The organism is Jiangella alba, assembly GCF_900106035.1.
Lineage (GTDB): Bacteria > Actinomycetota > Actinomycetes > Jiangellales > Jiangellaceae > Jiangella > Jiangella alba.
In genome coordinates, this window is record NZ_FNUC01000004.1 from 2309565 (window position 1) to 2328035 (window position 18471).

Sequence of the window (18471 nt, forward strand, 5' to 3'; positions counted from 1 at the left end):
CAAGGTCGAATGGTGCCAGACATCTCCCGTATCGCGATCGTCAACCGGGGAGAGGCCGCGATGCGGCTCATCCACGCCGTCCGGGACCTCAACGCCCGCTCGGGACCCGCGGACGACGCCACGGCGGTGCGGACGATCGCGCTGCACACCGACGTCGACGCGACGGCGGCGTTCGTCCGGGAGGCCGACGAGGCGTACCTGCTCGGCCCGGCCGCCCGCCGGCCCTACCTGGACCTCGCCCGGCTGGAGCAGGCGCTGATCGACGTCCGGGCCGACGCGGTCTGGGTCGGCTGGGGCTTCGTCGCCGAGGACCCGAACTTCGCCGAGCTGTGCGAGAAGCTCGGCGTCACGTTCATCGGGCCGAGCGCGGACGCGATGCGCCGGCTCGGCGACAAGATCGGCTCCAAGCTGATCGCCGAGGAGGTCGGCGTCCCGGTCGCGCCGTGGAGCCGCGGCGGCGTCGACACCCTCGACGACGCGCTGGCCGCGGCCGAGCGGATCGGCTACCCGCTGATGCTGAAGGCCAGCGCCGGCGGTGGCGGCCGCGGCATCCGCAAGATCACGTCGCCGGCCGAGCTGACCGAGGCGTACCAGCGCACCCGCGACGAGGCCGAGCGCGCGTTCGGCAGCGGCGTCGTGTTCCTGGAGCGGCTGGTCACCGGCGCCCGTCACGTCGAGGTGCAGGTCATCGCGGACGGGCAGGGCACGGCGTGGGCGGTCGGCGTCCGCGACTGCTCGATCCAGCGCCGCAACCAGAAGGTGATCGAGGAGTCCGCGTCGCCGCTGCTGCCGCCGGACGGCGTCACCGAGGTGAAGGCCGCGGCCGAGCGGCTGGCGATCGCCGTCGGGTACGCCGGCGCCGGCACGGTCGAGTTCCTGTACCACCCGGGTGAGCGGTCGTTCGCATTCCTCGAGGTGAACACCCGGTTGCAGGTCGAGCACCCGATCACCGAGGAGGTCACCGGGCTGGACCTCGTCAGGCTGCAGCTGCAGATCGCCGCCGGGACGCCGCTGACGGGCGAGCGTCCGGCCGAGCGCGGCCACGCCGTCGAGGCGCGGCTGAACGCCGAGGACCCGGACCGCGACTTCGCACCGGCGCCGGGCCGGATCAGCCGGCTGGAGTTCCCCACGGGACCGGGCATCCGGGTCGACACCGGCGTCGCCGAGGGCGACACCATTCCGGCCGACTTCGACTCGATGATCGCCAAGATCATCGCCTACGGCGCCGACCGGGCCGAGGCGCTGGCCCGGCTGCGGCGCGCGCTGACCGAGACCACCGTGGTGATCGACGGCGGCGCCACCAACAAGAGCTTCGCCCTGGACCTGCTCGACCAGCCCGAGGTGACCGGCCCGTTCGACGCGGACGGCGGCGTCGTCGGCGCGCCGGGCGTGGTCTGCGCGGACACCGGCTGGATCGACCGCGTCCGCGCCGAGGGCCGGCTGGTGTCGCGGCGGCACGCCGGGGTGGCGCTGGTCGCGGCCGCGATCGAGGCGTACGAGGAGGCCGAGCGGGTCGAGGTGGCCCGGTTCCTGGAGACCGCGCGCGGCGGCCGGCCGCAGACCCAGCACGAGCCCGGCCAGCTGATCGAGCTGGAGCTGCGCGGCGTCCGGTCGACGCTGACGGTGCGGCAGAGCGCGGCCGACGCGTACCTGGTCGGGCTGGTCGACGCGGACGGCGTCGAGCAGCTGGTCGAGGCGCGGCTGGACCGGCTGGACGAGGTGCACGGCCGGCTGCACGTCGGTGAGCACACGTTCCGGCTGGTGACGGCGGCCCACCCGCCGGTGCACCTGGTCGAGGTCGACGGCGTCACGCACCGCATCAGCCGCGACGAGGGCGGCATGCTGCGCGCCCCGGCGCCCGCGCTGGTCGTCGCCACACCCGTCGCCGTCGGTGACGAGGTCACGGCGGGCCAGCCGGTGCTGGTGCTGGAGTCGATGAAGATGGAGACGGTGCTGCCCGCGCCGTTCGCCGGCCGGGTCCGCGAGCTGGTGGTCCGGGCCGGGAGCCAGGTCGAGACGGGCGCGCCGCTGGCCCGGCTGGAGCCGATCGGCGAGCCGTCGGAGGCGCCGGCGGACGACCAGCGCCCCGGCGACGACCCGGCCGCCGAGGTGGCCGCGCTGCGCCCCGTCCGGACCGAGCGCACCCAGGCCATCGCGGCGCTGAACCGGTTGCGCGGCCTGCTGATGGGCTTCGACGTCGACCCCGAGCAGCGGCGCGCGGCCATCGCCGACCACCTGCGGCTGCGCGACCACCTCGCCGACGACCGGCCCGGCGTGGTGCGCGCGGAGATGCGGCTGCTGTGGTTGTTCACCGACTTCGCCGAGCTCAGCCGCAACCGGCCGGCCCGCGACGAGGGCAACACCGAGCTGCGCGTGCACAGCACTCGCGAGCACTTCCACACGTTCCTGCAGTCGCTGGACCCCGAGCGCGGCGGGCTGCCGGAGCAGTTCCGCGAGCGGCTGCTGCGCGTGCTGCGGCACTACGGCGTCACCGACCTCGAGCGCACGCCGGAGCTGGCGGAGGCGCTGTTCCGGGTGTTCCTGGCGCAGCAGCACACCGAGACCGACGTCGAGATCGCCACGTCGATCCTGCAGGTGTGGCTGGCCGAGCCGCGGCCGGCGACCGGGCTGGCCCGGGCCGCGCGCGGCGAGCTGGAGCGGCTGGTGCGGGCCACCCAGCTGCGCTTCCCCGTGGTCGGCGACCTCGCGCGGTCGATCCGGTTCCGCTGGTTCGACCAGCCGCTGGTGGACGCCGAGCGGCGGCAGGTGCTGGACGGCGTCGCCGACGAGGTGCGCGCGTTGACCGCGGCCGACGCGCCGGACCGGGAGCAGCGGATCGAGGCGCTGGCGCAGATCCCGGAGCAGCTGGTCGGCTTCCTCCGCGACCGGATGTTCGAGCGGTTCCCCGCGGCGGAGCCGCTGCTGGAGGTGCTGATCCGCCGGCACTACCGCGAGTACGCGATGCACGACCTGACGGTGACGCAGGTGGCCGGCCGCCCCGTCGTCGCCGCCGAGTTCCACTCCGAGGAGCACGGCTCGACCCGGGTGATCTCCACCATCGCCGACGTCGCCGAGCTGTCCGAGGGCGGCGAACTGGCGGCCGGGGTCGGCGCCGCGCTGGCCGGCGACCACGAGAACGTCGTCGAGATCTACCTGCGCTGGCGCGGCATGCCGGAGGACCCGCAGGAGACGTCGGACCGGCTGAACGAGCTGATCGCCGCCCAGCCGTACGCGGCCCGGGCCCGGCGCGTCTCGGTGGCGGCCTGCCCGGAGCCCGACCGCGCCGTCGACTACTTCACCTTCCGCCCGGTGCCCGGCGCCGCGGAGTTCGCGCTGGCCGAGGACGACCTCGTCCGCGGCATGCACCCGATGGTGGGCCGCCGGCTGAACCTGTGGCGCCTGACCGAGTTCGACGTGACCCGGCTGGAGGCGCCGGGCGACGTGATCCTCTACGAGGCGGTCGCCAAGACCAACCCGGCGGACCGGCGGCTGGTCGCCTGCGCCCAGGTGCGGCAGCTGGCGGTGGTCCGCGACGAGACCGGCCGGGTCATCGGGCTGCCGCACGCCGAGCGGGCCGTCGAGCAGTGCCTCGAGGCGATCCGCCGGGTCCGCACCGCACGGGGCCGCGCGGGCGCCCGGCTGGACCAGAACCACGTCTGGGTCACCGTCTGGCCGGTGGTCGAGGCCGACGTCGAGCAGCTGGCCGCGCTGCAGGCCAAGATCACGCCGCTGAGCGAGGGCGCCGGGCTGGAGGAGGTGCTGGCCCAGGGCCGCATCGCCGCACCGGACGGCACCGTGCACCCGATCTCGATCCGGTTCCACGCCCAGCCCGGCGCCGGCACCGTCGCCGACATCATCGCGCCGCCGACGACCCCGCTGGCGCCGCTGGACGACTACGCCGGGAAGGTGCTGCGGGCCCGCCGCCGCGGCCTGGTGTACCCGTACGAGCTGGAGTCGGTGCTGGCCGGCGAGGGCACGCTGACCGAGCTCGACCTCAACGAGGACGGCGTGCTGGTCGAGGTGGACCGGCCGCGCGGGCGCAACAGCGCCGGGATCATCGTCGCGAAGGTCACCACGCCGACGCCGCTCTACCCCGAGGGCGTCACCCGCATCGTGCTCTGCGGCGACCCGACGAAGTCGCTCGGCGCGCTGGCCGAGGCCGAGTGCGCGCGGGTCATCGCGGCCCTCGACCTCGCCGAGGAGCTGGGCGTGCCGCTGGAGTGGTTCGCGCTGTCGGCCGGTGCCCGGGTGGCGATGGACTCCGGCACCGAGAACATGGACTGGGTGGCGGCGGCGCTGCGGCGCATCGTCGAGTTCACCCAGCGCGGCGGCGAGATCAACGTCGTGGTGGCCGGCATCAACGTCGGCGCGCAGCCGTACTGGAACGCCGAGGCGACCATGCTGATGCACACCCGCGGTGTGCTGATCATGACCCCGGACTCCGCGATGGTGCTGACCGGCAAGCAGACGCTGGACTTCTCCGGCAGCGTGTCGGCCGAGGACAACTACGGCATCGGCGGCTACGACCGCGTCATGGGCCCGAACGGGCAGGCGCAGTACTGGGTGCCGAACCTGGGCGAGGCGCTCGGCGTGCTGATGGCGCACTACGAGCAGACGTACGTGCTGCCGGGCGAGGCCGGGCCGCGGGTCGCCGTCAGCACCGACCCCGACGACCGCGACATCTCCTCGCACCCGCACGGCGGCGAGTTCGGCACCGTCGGCGACGTGTTCTCCGCGGCCTCGAACCCGGACCGGAAGAAGCCGTTCGACATCCGGACGGTGCTGCGCGCCGTCGCCGACGCCGACGCGCCGCTGCGCGAGCGGTGGGCCGGGATGGCCGACGCCGAGACGGCCGTCGTCACCGACGCCCGGCTCGGCGGGCACTCCGTCAGCCTGATCGGGATCGAGTCCAAGCCGGTGCCGCGGCGCGGCTTCCCGCCCACCGACGGACCGGACACCTACACCGCGGGCACGCTGTTCCCGCGGTCGTCGAAGAAGATCGCCCGGGCCATCAATGCCGCGTCGGGCAACCGGCCGCTGGTGGTGCTGGCGAACCTGTCCGGGTTCGACGGGTCGCCGGAGTCGATGCGCAACCTGCAGCTGGAGTACGGCGCGGAGATCGGCCGGGCGGTGGTCAACTTCCAGGGCCCGATCGTGTTCTGCGTGATCTCGCGCTACCACGGCGGCGCGTTCGTGGTGTTCTCGAAGCGGCTCAACCCGCGGATGACCGTGCTGGCGCTGGAGGGCTCGTACGCCTCGGTGCTCGGCGGCGCGCCCGCCGCGGCCGTCGTGTTCGCGGCCGAGGTCGAGAAGCGGGCCGCGGCCGACCCGGCGGTGGGCGCCCTGGAACGCAAGATCGGCGAGGCCACGAACGGGGAGCGCGGCCCGCTGCTGGTCGAGCTGGCCGAGCTGCGGGCGGGGCTGCGGGCCGAGAAGATCTCCGAGGTGGCTGCCGAGTTCGACCGCGTGCACGACATCCGGCGGGCGGTCGAGGTCGGCTCGGTCGACGAGGTGGTGTCGGTCGCGCAGCTGCGGCCGAAGATCATCGCCGCGATCCGGCGAGGGCTGGAGTAGATCCGGCGGCGACATCTCAGAATCTTCTGAGATGTCGCTTTTAAGATCGGGACATGCCGAGTCGCCGGCTTGTTCTCGTGGCGGTCCTCGCCGCGGCCGGGGTTCTCGCCGGTGTGCCGTTGCCCGACACACCCGCCGAGCCGGTCGCGGCGACGGGCGCGCCCGAGCCGCCAGTCGTGGCGCCGTCGCCCGAGGTCACCGCCTCGCCCACCCCTGACCCGGTGGCCGACGACGAGACGCTGCGGCTGGCCTTCGCCGGCGACGTCCACTTCGAGGGCGCGTTCTCCGGCGTCCCGGCCGCGGCCGACACCACGCTCGGGCCGATGTCCGACGTCCTGCGCGCCGCCGACCTGGCGATGGTCAACCTCGAGTCGGCCGTGACGACGCGGGGCGAGCCGGCCGCGAAGGAACTGGAGGTCGCGTCGAACCGGTTCTGGTTCCGCACCCCGCCCAGCGCGCTCGACGTGCTCGCCCGCTCCGGCGTCGACGTCGTGTCCGTCGCGAACAACCACGGCGCCGACTACGGCGCGGTCGGCGTGGCCGACACCGTCGCCGCGGGCGAGACCGGCGCCGTCCCGATCGTCGGCGCGGGCCGCACCGACCGGCAGGCGTTCGCGCCGCACCGGGTGCGCGTCAAGGGCACCGACGTCGCCGTCCACGCCGCCGACGCCTCACCCCTCGAGAGCGCCGACCCCACCTGGGCAGCCGCGCCCGGCACCGGGCCCGGGCTGGCCTCGGCCCGCGGCGACGGTGCGGCGGTGCTGGCCGAGGCGGTGCGCGCGTCGGCCGCGAAGGACGACCTCGTGATCGTCTACCTGCACTGGGGCGAGGAGTACAACGCCTGCCCGGTCGAGTCGCAGGAGAGCCTCGCGGCGAAGCTGGCCGCGGCCGGCGCGGACGTCGTGGTCGGCGCGCACGCGCACACGCCGTCGGGCGCCGGGCTGCTGGGCGACACCTACGTCGGTTACGGGCTGGGGAACTTCTACTGGTACCACGGCCGCGCCTCGGAGTCGGGCGTGCTGCTGCTGTCCTTCCGCGACGGCAAGATCGTCGGCGACGAGTGGCGGCCTGGTGCCATCCCGCCCGAGGGCGGCGGCCCGGTGCAGCTCGGCGGCAGCGCCGCCACCGCCGCCGTCCGGGCGTGGCACGAGCTGCGCGGCTGCACCGGCCTCGCGGCGGGCCCCGGCCCCGACGCGGCGGCAGCGGACCCGCCGCCGGACGGCGTCGCGCCGGAGCTGCCCGGCTTCACGTCGTCGATCGAGCCGGTCGGCCCGTCGGTGAGCCTCGCCATGCGCAACCACGACCCCGTCGCCTGCCCGGTCCCGCTCACCGACCTGCGCTACGTCACCGTCACCCACGTCGGGTTCGACGGCCGCGCCCGGCGCGGCGAGCTGGTCGTGCACGCCGACGTCGCCGCCGGTGTCGTCGACGTGTTCGCCGAGCTGTACGCCGCGCGGTTCCCGATCGAGCGGATGCTGCTGGTCGACGAGTACGGCGGCGACGACGACCGGTCGATGGCGGCCAACAACACGTCCGCCTACAACTGCCGCCGGGTGGCCGGCCAGACGACGTGGTCCAACCACGCCTACGGGCGGGCCATCGACATCAACCCGGTGCAGAACCCCTACGTCGTCGGCGGCGACGTCCGCCCGGCCGCCGCCCTCCCGTACCTCGACGTCGACCGTGGCGCGGGCGCCCCGCCCGTCCCCGGCGTCATCCAGGACGGCGGCGTGGTGCGCGAGGCCTTCGAGCGGGCCGGCTGGGAGTGGGGCGGCCTGTTCTCCGACCCCGACTACCAACACTTCAGCATCTCCTAGGCGTGGCGCCCAGGGTTTTCTCCTGCTGGGGCGACGCTCGGGAATTCGGCGGACGCCCCGGGACCGGGCGCTTGCGGGCCAGATATGGCGGCCAACCGCCGGTTTCCCGGGCGTCCGCCGGTTTCCGGGGCGCGGGGTCGTGATCACGGGCCGGACGCGGGCAGCCCGGCCAGCCTGCCGCCGAACACGGCCGCGGGGTCGTCGTCCGGGATCGGACGGCCGGTGTGGAGCTTTTTTGGATCCGCTTGACCGTCAGGAGACCCTCATGGTTCACGCTGACACCGCGCACGCAGCTACGGGACCACGACCAGCACGATCGCGAGCAGGATGTGCGGGACCGTGATGAAGGCCACGAACCCCAGGACGATCAGCGGCAGCGCGCTCCCGTCGGAGCTGCGGGCCGTGCGGGTGGCGCCGCCGGCCGCCTGCGCGGTCGGACGGGTCGTCGGACGGGCCGCCGGGCGGGGCGGCGCGGGGTGGGGGCGCGGCCGCGGCGAGGACGGCGGCGGGGTCGCCGGGCCGGTGGGCGGCGGCGTGAGCAGCGCGTCCCGGGCGGCGACCAGCCGCCGGAAGGCGTGGGCGTCGCCGCCGGTGTCGGGGTGGCCGCCGCGGCGGACCTCGCGGCGGAACGCCTGCGTCACCTGCTGCGGGGTCGCGCCCCGCCGCACGCCGAGTACTTGGTGCGGGTCCATACCCATACGACGCCTGGGAGCGGCCAACTGTGACATCGGCTGGCCGCTCCCGAGGGATCAGAAGCCGAACAGCGGGTCCCACGGGTCGTCGTCGGCGCCGCGGACCCACGCACGCCCGGGGTCGGGCTCGTGGTCCCAGGCGTGGTGCCGGCCGTGCGCCATCGCCTCGCCGAGGAACGCCCGCACTCGCTGGCTGGTGACGATCGTCCGTCGGGCCTCCTCGGCGTCCCACGTCTTGGAGAGGTCGGTGCGCATCCGCTCGGACACGTCGGCGTAGCCGGGGTCGTCGACGACGTTGCGCTCCTCGCCGGGGTCGGCGCCGAGGTCGTAGAGCTGGTCCGGCAGCCCCGGCGCGCGCACCAGCTTGGTCCGCCCGCGGACGACGGCTCGCACCGGCGCGATGGTGCCCTCGGCGTAGTTCTCCAGGATCACGTCCGGGTGTTCGGCGTCGCGGCCGGCCAGTTGCGGCGCGAGGCTGGCGCCGTCGAAGCGGTCCGTGACGCAGCCGGGCAGCGTGGCGCCGGCGAGGTCGGCCAGCGTGGGGTGCAGGTCGGCCAGCGACACCGGGTCGGCGACGCGGTGACCGGCCGCGACGCCCGGGCCGGCGGCCAGCAGCGGGATGCGCACCGACCACTCCCGCAGCGTGCGCTTGAAGAACATGTCGTGCTCGCCGAGCTGGTCGCCGTGGTCGCTGGTGAACATGATGACGGTGTCGTCGGACAGGCCGAGGCGGCCCAGCTCGGCCACCAGCCCGCCCACGACGTCGTCGACGTAGCTGATCATGGCGTAGTAGCCGCGGCGGGCCCGGTACACCTGCTCGTCGGTGACGTCGTGCAGGTCGACGCCGTGGAACGCGTTCACCCAGGCGTCCAACGGGTGCCGCTCGGCGGCGACGGCGGAGCGGTCCGGCAGCCGGATCGACCGGCCCTCGTAGCGGTCCCAGTACTCCGCCGGCGCCGCGTACGGGTCGTGCGGCTGCGTCATCGACGTCACCAGCAGCCACGGGTCGGCCCGCCGCGGCCCGGTGTCCAGCGCCAGCTCGCGCAACCGCTGCAGCGTCCGGAACCGCACCTCCTCGTCGTAGTGCATCTGGTACGTCCACGCCTGCGGGCCGGACCGGTTGAGGATGTCGACGTACTCGCGCCCGCCGCTGCGCTGCCGCCCGGACAGCCGCGGCGGGTCGCCGAGGTCCTCCCAGGGCCGGGTCCAGGTGAGGTCGGCCGGGAAGATGTCGGTGGTCAGCCGCTCCTCGAAGCCGTGCAGCTGGTCCGGCCCGACGAAGTGCATCTTGCCCGCGAGGATGGTGCGGTAGCCGGCCCGGCGCAGGGTGTGCGCGAACGTCGGCACCGACGCCGGGAACTCCTCGGCGTTGTCGTTGCACGGGACGCCGCTGGGCAGCCGCCCGGTCATCATGGACGCGCGCGACGGCACGCACAGCGGCGAGTTGGCGTACGCGTTCTCGAACACCACCCCGCGGCCGGCCAGCGCGTCCAGGTGCGGGGTGAGGACCTCGTCGTTGCCGTACGCGCCGAGGCCGAACGCCGTCAGCTGGTCGACCATGACGATGAGGACGTTCGGGGGCTGCCCGGTCACGTCGGTGGATCTCCTTCGGTCAGGACGCGACGGCGTCGGCGTAGACGGACGTGTCGAAGAACTGGTCCGGCTCGACGAACTCGGGCAGCGCGCCGATGTCGACGAACACCTGCTCCATGCGGCCGACCCAGTCCAGCGCGGTGCCGTCCTCGTAGAGCGCGGCCCACTCGTCGTTGCTGTAGGTCTGCGTCTTGTCGTAGATGCCGGCGCAGTCCTCGGCGGTCATGTACTCCTCCAGCCGGGGGCAGGCCTCGGCTACGGCGGCCTCGCGGTCGGTCGTGAGGTCCTCGTTCGAGCGCAGCCATACCTCGGCCAGCCGGGCGAGGGCGTCCTCGTGGCCGTCGTAGAAGTCGTTGTTCGCGACCCAGCCGCCGGCGATCGCGGCGTCCTCGTAGTCGGCCGACGTGGCGATCAGCTGCGCGTCGGGCAGCTGCTCCTCGACCTGCGCGTCGAACGGCGCCCACAGCGCGGCGGCCGGCACGCCGCCGGTGACGAACGTGTTGGCGACGGCGGGCATGTCGAGGTTGACGATCTCGACGTCGTCGGCCGGTACGCCCTCGGCCTCCAGCGCGACGTGCAGCAGCAGGTGCGCCGCCGACCCCGTCGTGGTGGCGACCTGCCGGCCGGCGAGGTCGGCCACCGACTCGATGCCGGAGCCGGGCGCCGCCCAGATCTGCTGGATGTCGGCCTCGAGGTTGTTCAGCAGGAACAGCTTGCCCTGGCCGCGGGCGGGGAAGTTCGCGACGACGGCGCCCATGACGCCGACGTCGATGCTGCCGCCGGTGAGCGCGTTGGACAGCGAGATGCCGGTCTGGAACGGGGTCAGCTCGACCTCGAGGTCCTGCTCGGCGAAGTAGCCGCGCTCGTCGGCCAGCAGCAGGTTCATGGCCGGCGCCGGGCCGGGGATGTAGCCGATCCGGACGGTCTGGGTGCCGCCCTCGGTGCTGGCGCTGTCGCCGTCGTCACCGCCACACGCGGTGAGCAGCAGGCCGAGCGCGGCAAGTCCGGCCACGGCCGCAGACGTCGTCGTCCGCATGATCATCTCCTCGAACGCAGTAGGGTCTCGATGTGCCGGCGCAGCCGGACGAACTCCGGCTCGGTCTTGATCTCGTGGGTGCGCCGGTCGCCCCACGGGACGTCGACGATCTCCTGCACGGTCGCCGGTCGTGCGCTCATGACGACGACCCGGTCGGCCAGGAAGATCGCCTCTTCCACCTGGTGGGTGACGAACAGGACGGTGCGTCGTTCGCGCTGGTTGATGTCGACCAGCGCCTCCTGCATCTGCTCGCGGGTCTGCGCGTCGAGCGCCGCGAACGGCTCGTCCATCAGCAGGATCTCGGGGTCGACGGCGTACGCGCGGGCGATGGCGACACGCTGGCGCATGCCGCCGGACAGCGTCTTCGGCAGCGCGTCGGCGAAGTCGGTGAGCCCCATCATGTCCAGGTAGCGCTGGGTGACGGCGGCGCGCTCCTGCCGGGTGCCCTTCCAGGCGCGCAGCCGGGTGCCGAAGTCGATGTTCCGGCGCACCGTCAGCCACGGGAAGATCGCGTACTCCTGGAACACGACGCACCGCGACGGCCCCGGGCCGCGCACCGGCTGGCCGTTCACCAGCAGTTCGCCGCGGTCCGGCGTGACGAAGCCGGCGATCGCGTTGAGCAGCGTGCTCTTGCCCGAGCCGCTGGGCCCGACGACGGCGACGAACTCGCCGTCGGCGATGTCGAGGTCGACGTCGCGCAGGACGTTGACGTTGCCGAAGTCCTTGCTGACGCCGCGAACGCTGAGCCCGCGGGTCGCGGTGGTGGGCTGGGTCATCGGCTTCCCCTGTCCTGCCAGCGAACGACGTAGGCCGAGAGCATCCGGATCCCGGTGTCCATGACCAGCGCGCAGACGCCGATCAGGATGATCCCGGCGTAGACCGTCGGGATGTCGAGGAAGTTGCTCGCGTTCTGGATGACGGCGCCGAGGCCCTGCTGCGCGGCGACCAGCTCGGCCGCCACCAGCGACGCCCAGCCGATGCCGAGCGAGACCCGGGCCGCCGTCATGATGTGCGGCACCGAGAGCGGGAACACGACCTTGGTGAGGATCTCGAACCGGGTCGCGCCGAGCGTCTGGGCGGCGCGCACGTACTTCTCCTCCATCGCGGCGACGCCCTCGTAGACGATGACGATGGTCGCGAAGAACGCCGCCCAGACCAGGACGATGCCGCGCGACAGCTCGCCGATGCCGAAGTAGACGATGACCAGCGGCACCAGCGCGATGGGCGGCAGCGCCCGGAGGAAGTTCACCAGCGGGTTGAACATCGCCCGCGCGATGCCGAACCAGCCGAGCACGAACCCGATCGGCGCGGCGATGGCCAGGCCCAGCCCGACGCCGATGAGGACCCGGCGGAAGCTGATCAGCAGGTCGTCGAGCAGCCCGTTGCCGAGCCCGTCGACGATCACCCGGCCGACCTCGACCGGCGTGGGCAGCAGGCCGGTGCCGAACACCTCGCCGACGGCCATCAGGTGCCAGGCCACGCCTACGACGGCGAACCCGGCGGCGCCGAGTCCCAGCCGGCCCAGCCGCGCGCCGAGGTCGAACCGGCGGACCCGCAGCGCGGGGCCGTACCGGCCGGCGTCGGCGCCTGCTCCCGTCACGACGCCCTCCGCGGCGCGTGCGTGGCGATCATGAACGCTCCTTTGGTTGAACCAATAAGGCGATTAAGACCGGGGAAAGTTGTGGACCTTTTTACGCTGCCTTGATCTGGTCGTCAAGCCGCAGCAATGGGGTTGTGTCGAAGAGATCATGGCTATATGGTCGAACCATTCACGAGAGGATCATGGTCTGATGACGCTTTCGAGCACGTCCGACGCGGTCCGCCGGCCGCGGGTCGACACCGTCACCTCGCGGCTGCGCGCGCTGATCGCCGAGGAGCGCGCCCGCGGTGGCGACCGCCTGCCGCCGGAGAAGGAGCTGAGCGAGCAGCTCGGCACGTCACGCGGCACATTGCGCGAGGCGCTGGCCACGCTCGAGGCGGCCGGCGAGATCGAGCGGCGGCGGCGGGTCGGCACGCTGATCACGGCGCCGCAGCGGTTCACGCTCGACGACGCCATCGCGTACCCGATCGACTACATCTGCTCGGTGTCGAGCATCCTCGGCGGCGCCAGCGCCGGACACAACGTGCGCATGGTCAGCGTGCAGCGCGAGGCCGCCGACGACGAGAGCGGCCCGCTGCTCGGCCTGGCCGCGGGCGAGCCGGTGTTCCGGGTCAGCCGCTCCTACGACGTCGACGGTGTGGCCGCGGCGCTGGTCGAGCACACCCTGCCGGCCACGCTGAACGGCCACGAGGTGCGCATCAACTCGCTGACCGACGGCGTCACCACCTTCTTCCGCGACGTCGAGCACGTCCCGCTGGTGCGCAGCGACCACGCCGTCACGGCCATCGCGGCCACCGGTGAGCTGGCCGCCGAGCTGGAGGTGGCGCCCGGTGCGCCGCTGCTGGTGGTGCACTGCCGGCTGTTCGGCGACGACGAGCGCATCATCGCCCTCGGCCGCCTGGTCTTCCGTCCCGACGCGCTCTACCTCACCGCCAGCGCCTACCCGGCCGAAGCTCCCGGCCGCCCGTCCAGCCCGCCACGGCCATGACCACCGAGGCGGCCACCAGCACGAGCAGCGGGACGGTCCAGCCTCCGGTCGCCTGGTAGACGGCGCCGAGCGCGATCAGCGCCATCGCCAGCCCGATGCCGCCGCCCTGCGCGAGTCCGCCGGTCGCGGTCCACACCGGCCAGGCCGCGGGCCACAGCAGCAGTCCGGCCGGCATCGTCGCGCCGGACCACCACCGGCGCCAGGATGTTGCCGGTGGTGATGCCCGCGCCGACGAGCACGGTGCCGGCGAGCAGCACGGTGGTGCCGTCCAGGACGCGCAGCAGCGAGCCCGCGCGGATCAGCAGGCACCCGGCCAGGGCGACCGCGTCGATGCCGGCCCGCTGCCCGGCCAGCGTCACGGCCGGCGCGAGCAGGGCGAAGCACAGCACCGGGATCGCGGTGACCAGCCCGGCCGTGGCGGCGGACATCCCGAGGCCGGACCGGATCTCGGCCAGCAGCGGTGGACGGCGGCGAGGCCGCTGCGCAGGTCGAGCGCGATGAGCAGGACAGCGGCGACGATGAGCACCCGGCCGGCGGCCCGGCGCCGCACTCGCACGGGCGGCGCGGTCACGCCGACTCGCGCCAGAGCGGCCGCGGCGTCACCGTCCGCACGACGGACGGGTGCGGCGGGGGCTCGGCGCGGTCGAGCAGCGCGCCGACGATGTCGGCGGCCTCGGTGGCCAGCGCGCGCCGGTCGATCGACAGCGTCGACAGCGGCGGCGTCATCACCGCGCCGAGGGAGAGTCCGTCGACGCCGACGACGCGGAGGTCGGCGGGCACGGCGACGCCGTCGAGCTGGGCCCGCTGGATGGCGCCCATCGCCATGAGGTCGTTGAACGCCAGCACGGTGTCGACGTCCGGGTACTCGGCACGCAGGCGGGCCAGGCCGTCGGCGCCGCCCCTGATCGACTCGTCGGCGACGACGACGCGCGCGGCGGAGCCGGGTCCGGCGAACCGCTCGTACGCCCGCCGCCGGCGGGTCGGCCGGTACCCGCCGGTGGCCGGGCGGCCCGACTCGATCAGGCCGAACCGCCGCGCGCCGCGGCCGCGCAGGTCGTCCAGCAGCGCCTCGATGGCGGCCTCGAAGTCGAGGATGACCGCGTGCATGCCGGGTACGGTGGCCGGCCGCTCGACCTGCACCAGCGGAACGCCGCGGGCAGCGGCCACCAACGCGGCCTCGGGCCCGGTGAAGTAGCCGACGATCGCGTCGGCCTGGCCGCTCAGCGCGGCCACCAGCTCGACGTCGTCGCCCTGCTCGTGCGAGGCCATCAGCACCTGCCAGCCACGCGGCGTCACGACGTCGAGCAGCTCGGCGGCCAGCTCGGTGTAGTAGGGGTTGCGCAGCGAGCCGAGCACGAGCCCGACGGAGCGGGCCTTGCGCCGGGCGGCCAGGTTGCTGGCGAACCGGCTGGGCCGGTAGCCCAGCTCGGTGGCGGTGCGCAGCACGTGGTCGCGCGTGCGCGCGCTGATCTCGGGAAGGCCGTTCATCGCCCGCGTGACGGTCTGCCGGGACACACCGGCCGCGGCCGCGACGTCTTCGATGGTGATGCGCCCGACGGCCATCGGTCCCCTTCCTTGACCCGCGTTCGAGGGCCAGCGTAGCGTCTCCGTGAACGTTCACGGAACGAGAGGGAGCACCCGATGACGCTCTGGTTCGGCGGCGACTACAACCCGGAGCAGTGGCCCCGCGAGGTCTGGGACGAGGACGTGCGGCTCATGCGCCGCGCGGGCGTCACCGTCGCCACCGTCGGGGTGTTCTCCTGGGCCCAGCTCGAGCCGGAGGACGGCCGGTTCGAGTTCGAGTGGCTCGACGACGTGCTCGGCCGGCTGCACGCGGGCGGCATCGGCGTCGACCTCGCGACCGCCACGGCGTCGCCGCCGCCGTGGGCGCTGCGCGGCTACCCGGACATCGCGCCGGTGACGGCCGACGGCGTGCGGCTCGGCGGCGGCAGCCGGCAGCACTACAGCCCGCACTCGCCCAGCTACCGGCGGCTGGCCGGGCGGCTGGTGCGGGAGCTGGCGGGACGCTACGGCGCGCACCCGGCGCTGGTCGCCTGGCACGTCAACAACGAGTTCGGCTGCCACGTCAGCCGCTGCTACGGCGAACACGCCGCCGTCGCGTTCCGGGACTGGCTGCGCGCGCGGTACGGGACCGCCGACGCGCTGAACGCCGCGTGGGGGACGGCCTTCTGGTCGCAGCGCTACGCGAGCTTCGATGAGATCGAGCCGCCGCGGGCCGCGCCGACGCTGCTCAACCCGACCCAGGTGCTCGACTTCGACCGGTTCAGTTCCGACGCGCTGCTCGACCTGCACCGGGCCGAGACGGCGATCCTGCGCGAGCTCAGCCCGGGCGTGCCCGTCACCACCAACTTCATGGGCCCGTTCCGGGGACTGGACTACTGGCGGTGGGCCGAGGAGGTCGACCTCGTCTCCGACGACAGCTACCCCGACCCGGCCGACCCGGACTCGCCGGCGACCGCCGCGCTGGGTCGCGACCTCATGCGCTCGCTGGCCGGCGACCGGCCGTGGGTGCTGATGGAGCAGGCGCCGAGCGCGGTGAACTGGCGGCTGCGCAACGCGCCGAAGCCGCCGGGCGGCAACCGGGTGCTGTCCATGCAGGCGCTGGCGCGCGGCGCCGACGGCATCATGTACTTCCAGTGGCGGCAGGCGGCCAGCGGCGCCGAGACCTTCCACTCCGCGATGGTGCCGCACGGCGGGCCGGACACCCGTGTCTACCGCGAGGTCGAGGCGCTCGGCGCCGAACTGGGCGAGCTCGGCTGGGTCGAGCGGCAGCCGGTGCCGGCCCGCGTCGCGATCGTGTTCGACTGGACCGCCTGGTGGGCGCTGGAGCAGCCGTCCCGGCCGACGGCGCTGAGCTACCTCGGCATCGTCACCGACTGGTACCGGGCGTTCTGGGACCGGTCGGTGACGGTCGACTTCGTCCGGCCCGGCGCCGACCTCTCGGCGTACTCGCTGGTCGTGGCGCCGGTGCTGTTCGCCGCGGACGCCGCCGCCCTCGACGGGCTGCACGCGTTCGCGGCGTCGGGCGGCACGCTGGCGGTCACCTTCCAGTCCGGCGTCCTCGACGAGTCGCTGCACGTGCACCCGTCCGGCTACCTCGGCCCGCTGGCCGCCACGCTGGGCGTCCGGGTCGAGGAGTTCGCGCCGCTGGCCGGCCCGCCGGGCGCCGAGCCGCCGGTCATCGCCGTCGACGGCGAGCTGGGCCCGCTCACCGGCCGGTGGTGGAGCGAGTACACCCACGCCGAGGGCGCCGACGTCCTGGCCGGCTTCGCCGCCGGTGACGTCGCCGGCTGGCCGGCCGTCACCCGCAACACCGTCGGCGCCGGCACCGCCTGGTACGTCGCCACCCATCCCGACGCGGACGGCCTCGGCCGGGTGGCCGGCGCCCTGCTCGCCACCGCCGGCGTCGACGGCGTGCTGGACCGCTGCGCCGACGGCGTCGAGGCGGTCGTCCGCGGTGACGCGACCTTCCTGCTGAACCACCGCGGCGAGCAGCGCCAGGTGGTCTGGCGGGGCGAGGAGCTGGTGCTCGGGCCGCGGGAGGTGCGCATTCTCACGTGATGGTCGCGGCCGTGTCCCATTCCGGGCCGCTGCTTCGTCATAGTGGGTGAGAGCGCCTTCGGAGGTTTCCATGCAGTACGCCCTGATGTTCTACGCCGATCCCGGCTACGAGGCCGAGTTGTCCGAGCCCGAGCGGGCCGCCGCACGGGCCGAGTACGAGGCCCTGCGCGACGATCGCCGGTTCCTCAGCGGCGCGCAGTTGCAGCCGGCCGAGACGGCGACCACCGTGCGGGTGGCGGCCGGACGGACGCTGCTGACCGACGGCCCGTTCGCCGACACCAAAGAGGTGCTCGGCGGCATCTGCATCATCGAGGCGGCGAACCTCGACGAAGCCATCGCACTGGCCGAGACCATCCCGGTGGCCCGCCACGGCGGCGTCGTCGAGGTGCGCCCGCTGGTGGCGTTGCGCTGAGCATGCTCGAGCAGGTCTTCCGCGACGAGTGGGGCCGGGTGCTGGCCTCGCTCGCCGGGTACCTCGGCGATCTCGACCGCGCGGAGGAGGCCGCGCAGGAGGCGTTCGCGATCGCCGCAGCGCGCTGGCCCGAGACCGGCCCGCCGGACAACCCGGCCGCGTGGCTGGTGACGACTGCGCGCAACCGCGCGATCGACCGCATCCGCCGCGAGCGGACGCTGGCCGACAAGCTGCACCTCCTGCCGGCACCGGAGGCCGCCGTGGACGAGTTCGACGACACCGTGATCAAGGACGAACGGCTGGAGCTGATCTTCACCTGCTGCCACCCGGCGCTGGCGCTGGAGGGGCAGGTGGCGCTGACGCTGCGCGCGCTCGGCGGCCTCGAGACCGCGGACATCGCGCGCGCCTTCCTGGTCTCCGAGGAGACGATGAAGCGGCGGCTGACCCGCGCGAAGGCCAAGATCAAGGCGGCCGGCATCCCGTTCGCGGTGCCCGACGAGCGGCTGCTGCCCGACCGCCTCGACGCCGTGCTGGCGATCGTCTACCTGATCTACAACGAGGGCTACAGCGGCCGCGTCGATCTCGGCGCCGAGGCGATCCGGCTGGGCCGGGTGCTGGCCGCGCTGCTGGACGACCAGCCCGAGGTGCACGGGCTGGTCGCGCTCATGCTGATCCACCAGGCCCGCCAGGCGGCCCGGTTCGACGGTGACGACCTCGTGCTGCTCGAGGACCAGGACCGCTCGCTGTGGGACGCGACGTTGCTGGCGGCCGGCCACGCGGAGCTGAACCGCGCCCTCGACCTGGGCGGCGGCGGGCCGTACGTGCTGCAGGCGGCCATCGCGTCGCTGCAGACGCGTGAGCGGATCGACTGGCCGCGGGTGGCCGGGCTGTACCGCCGGCTGGCCGAGCTGACCGGTTCGCCGGTGGTCGAGCTGAACCGGGCCGTGGCGCTGGCCCAGGCCGGCGACCCCGCGGCCGCGCTGAGCGCCGTCGACCGCCTCGACCTCGACGGCTACCTGTACTTCCACTCCACCCGCGGCGAGCTGCTGCGCCGGCTGGGCCGCGACGCCGAGGCCGGTACGGCGTACCGGCGCGCGCTCGATCTCGCCACGACGACGCCGGAGCGGCGGTTCCTGACCCGGCGGCTGGAAGAACTCTGACACACCCTTTGTCCCCT

Annotated in this window: 13 protein-coding genes; 6 read left to right on the plus strand and 7 right to left on the minus strand. The window is 74.0% G+C overall.

Going from position 1 to position 18471, the window contains the following annotated elements; genetic code table 11:
* Window positions 1-60: 60 nt before the first annotated feature.
* Both BLV02_RS28730 and BLV02_RS37315 read left to right on the plus strand, forming a co-directional pair.
* Window positions 61-5574 carry an ATP-binding protein gene (locus BLV02_RS28730; RefSeq protein ID WP_216094641.1) on the plus strand — a complete coding sequence of 1838 codons (5514 nt, stop codon included), beginning with the start codon at window positions 61-63 and terminating at the stop codon, window positions 5572-5574.
* A 53-nt stretch (window positions 5575-5627) separates the two neighbouring features.
* Entirely contained in the window at window positions 5628-7391 is a 1764-nt protein-coding gene (locus BLV02_RS37315) for a CapA family protein (protein WP_216094640.1), read from the plus strand.
* 293 nt (window positions 7392-7684) lie between these two features.
* On the opposite strand, the gene BLV02_RS28740 is transcribed toward BLV02_RS37315, so the two are convergent.
* From BLV02_RS28740 to BLV02_RS28760, 5 genes are read right to left on the minus strand one after another with little or no spacing between them, the layout of a single operon-like run.
* Window positions 7685-8083, minus strand: a complete 399-nt coding sequence (locus BLV02_RS28740) for a J domain-containing protein (RefSeq protein WP_074946773.1) — start codon at window positions 8081-8083, stop codon at window positions 7685-7687.
* A 57-nt stretch (window positions 8084-8140) separates the two neighbouring features.
* Complete coding sequence (gene betC / locus BLV02_RS28745) at window positions 8141-9676, minus strand: choline-sulfatase (protein WP_069115396.1); 1536 nt, start codon at window positions 9674-9676, stop codon at window positions 8141-8143.
* A gap of 19 nt (window positions 9677-9695) precedes the next feature.
* Window positions 9696-10712, minus strand: a complete 1017-nt coding sequence (locus tag BLV02_RS28750; protein ID WP_069115395.1) for an ABC transporter substrate-binding protein — start codon at window positions 10710-10712, stop codon at window positions 9696-9698.
* Window positions 10713-10714: 2 nt separating this feature from the next.
* Entirely contained in the window at window positions 10715-11488 is a 774-nt protein-coding gene (locus BLV02_RS28755) for an ABC transporter ATP-binding protein (RefSeq protein ID WP_069115394.1), read from the minus strand.
* Window positions 11485-12312 carry an ABC transporter permease gene (locus BLV02_RS28760; RefSeq protein ID WP_141711906.1) on the minus strand — a complete coding sequence of 276 codons (828 nt, stop codon included), beginning with the start codon at window positions 12310-12312 and terminating at the stop codon, window positions 11485-11487. Before BLV02_RS28760 ends, BLV02_RS28755 begins: the two co-directional genes overlap by 4 nt.
* Before the next feature lie 190 nt (window positions 12313-12502).
* Here BLV02_RS28760 and BLV02_RS28765 point away from each other — a divergent pair, with 190 nt between their 5' ends.
* The gene (locus tag BLV02_RS28765) at window positions 12503-13300 is read left to right on the plus strand and encodes a GntR family transcriptional regulator (protein WP_069115393.1); all 798 of its coding nucleotides are present in this window, start codon (window positions 12503-12505) and stop codon (window positions 13298-13300) included.
* Here the strand turns inward: BLV02_RS28765 and BLV02_RS28770 are convergent.
* On the minus strand, window positions 13252-13728 hold the full coding sequence (locus tag BLV02_RS28770) for an MFS transporter (protein WP_074946778.1): 477 nt from the start codon (window positions 13726-13728) through the stop codon (window positions 13252-13254). The genes BLV02_RS28765 and BLV02_RS28770 overlap by 49 nt on opposite strands.
* A gap of 139 nt (window positions 13729-13867) precedes the next feature.
* Window positions 13868-14863 (minus strand): LacI family DNA-binding transcriptional regulator, encoded by a 996-nt coding sequence (locus BLV02_RS28775; protein ID WP_069115390.1) that lies wholly within the window; start codon window positions 14861-14863, stop codon window positions 13868-13870.
* 78 nt (window positions 14864-14941) lie between these two features.
* Here BLV02_RS28775 and BLV02_RS28780 point away from each other — a divergent pair, with 78 nt between their 5' ends.
* The 3 genes from BLV02_RS28780 to BLV02_RS28790 all read left to right on the plus strand — a co-directional run bounded on the left by BLV02_RS28780 (window position 14942) and on the right by BLV02_RS28790 (window position 18454).
* Window positions 14942-16882: a beta-galactosidase gene (locus BLV02_RS28780; RefSeq protein WP_069115389.1), complete on the plus strand. Its 1941-nt coding sequence runs from the start codon at window positions 14942-14944 to the stop codon at window positions 16880-16882.
* A gap of 70 nt (window positions 16883-16952) precedes the next feature.
* Window positions 16953-17294 (plus strand): YciI family protein, encoded by a 342-nt coding sequence (locus tag BLV02_RS28785; protein ID WP_069115388.1) that lies wholly within the window; start codon window positions 16953-16955, stop codon window positions 17292-17294.
* A gap of 2 nt (window positions 17295-17296) precedes the next feature.
* Window positions 17297-18454 carry an RNA polymerase sigma factor gene (locus tag BLV02_RS28790; RefSeq protein WP_069115387.1) on the plus strand — a complete coding sequence of 386 codons (1158 nt, stop codon included), beginning with the start codon at window positions 17297-17299 and terminating at the stop codon, window positions 18452-18454.
* The last annotated feature ends 17 nt before the right edge of the window (window positions 18455-18471 follow it).

Excerpts from the sequence above, each read along its gene's own strand:
- BLV02_RS28730 (WP_216094641.1), top strand. The coding sequence starts at position 61 with ATGCGGCTCATCCACGCCGTCCGGGACCTCAACGCCCGCTCGGGACCC.
- BLV02_RS37315 (WP_216094640.1), top strand. The coding sequence starts at position 5,628 with ATGCCGAGTCGCCGGCTTGTTCTCGTGGCGGTCCTCGCCGCGGCCGGG.
- BLV02_RS28740 (WP_074946773.1), bottom strand. The coding sequence starts at position 8,083 with ATGGACCCGCACCAAGTACTCGGCGTGCGGCGGGGCGCGACCCCGCAG.
- BLV02_RS28750 (WP_069115395.1), bottom strand. The coding sequence starts at position 10,712 with ATGCGGACGACGACGTCTGCGGCCGTGGCCGGACTTGCCGCGCTCGGC.
- BLV02_RS28755 (WP_069115394.1), bottom strand. The coding sequence starts at position 11,488 with ATGACCCAGCCCACCACCGCGACCCGCGGGCTCAGCGTTCGCGGCGTC.
- BLV02_RS28765 (WP_069115393.1), top strand. The coding sequence starts at position 12,503 with ATGACGCTTTCGAGCACGTCCGACGCGGTCCGCCGGCCGCGGGTCGAC.
- BLV02_RS28770 (WP_074946778.1), bottom strand. The coding sequence starts at position 13,728 with ATGTCCGCCGCCACGGCCGGGCTGGTCACCGCGATCCCGGTGCTGTGC.
- BLV02_RS28775 (WP_069115390.1), bottom strand. The coding sequence starts at position 14,863 with ATGGCCGTCGGGCGCATCACCATCGAAGACGTCGCGGCCGCGGCCGGT.
- BLV02_RS28780 (WP_069115389.1), top strand. The coding sequence starts at position 14,942 with ATGACGCTCTGGTTCGGCGGCGACTACAACCCGGAGCAGTGGCCCCGC.
- BLV02_RS28785 (WP_069115388.1), top strand. The coding sequence starts at position 16,953 with ATGCAGTACGCCCTGATGTTCTACGCCGATCCCGGCTACGAGGCCGAG.
- BLV02_RS28790 (WP_069115387.1), top strand. The coding sequence starts at position 17,297 with ATGCTCGAGCAGGTCTTCCGCGACGAGTGGGGCCGGGTGCTGGCCTCG.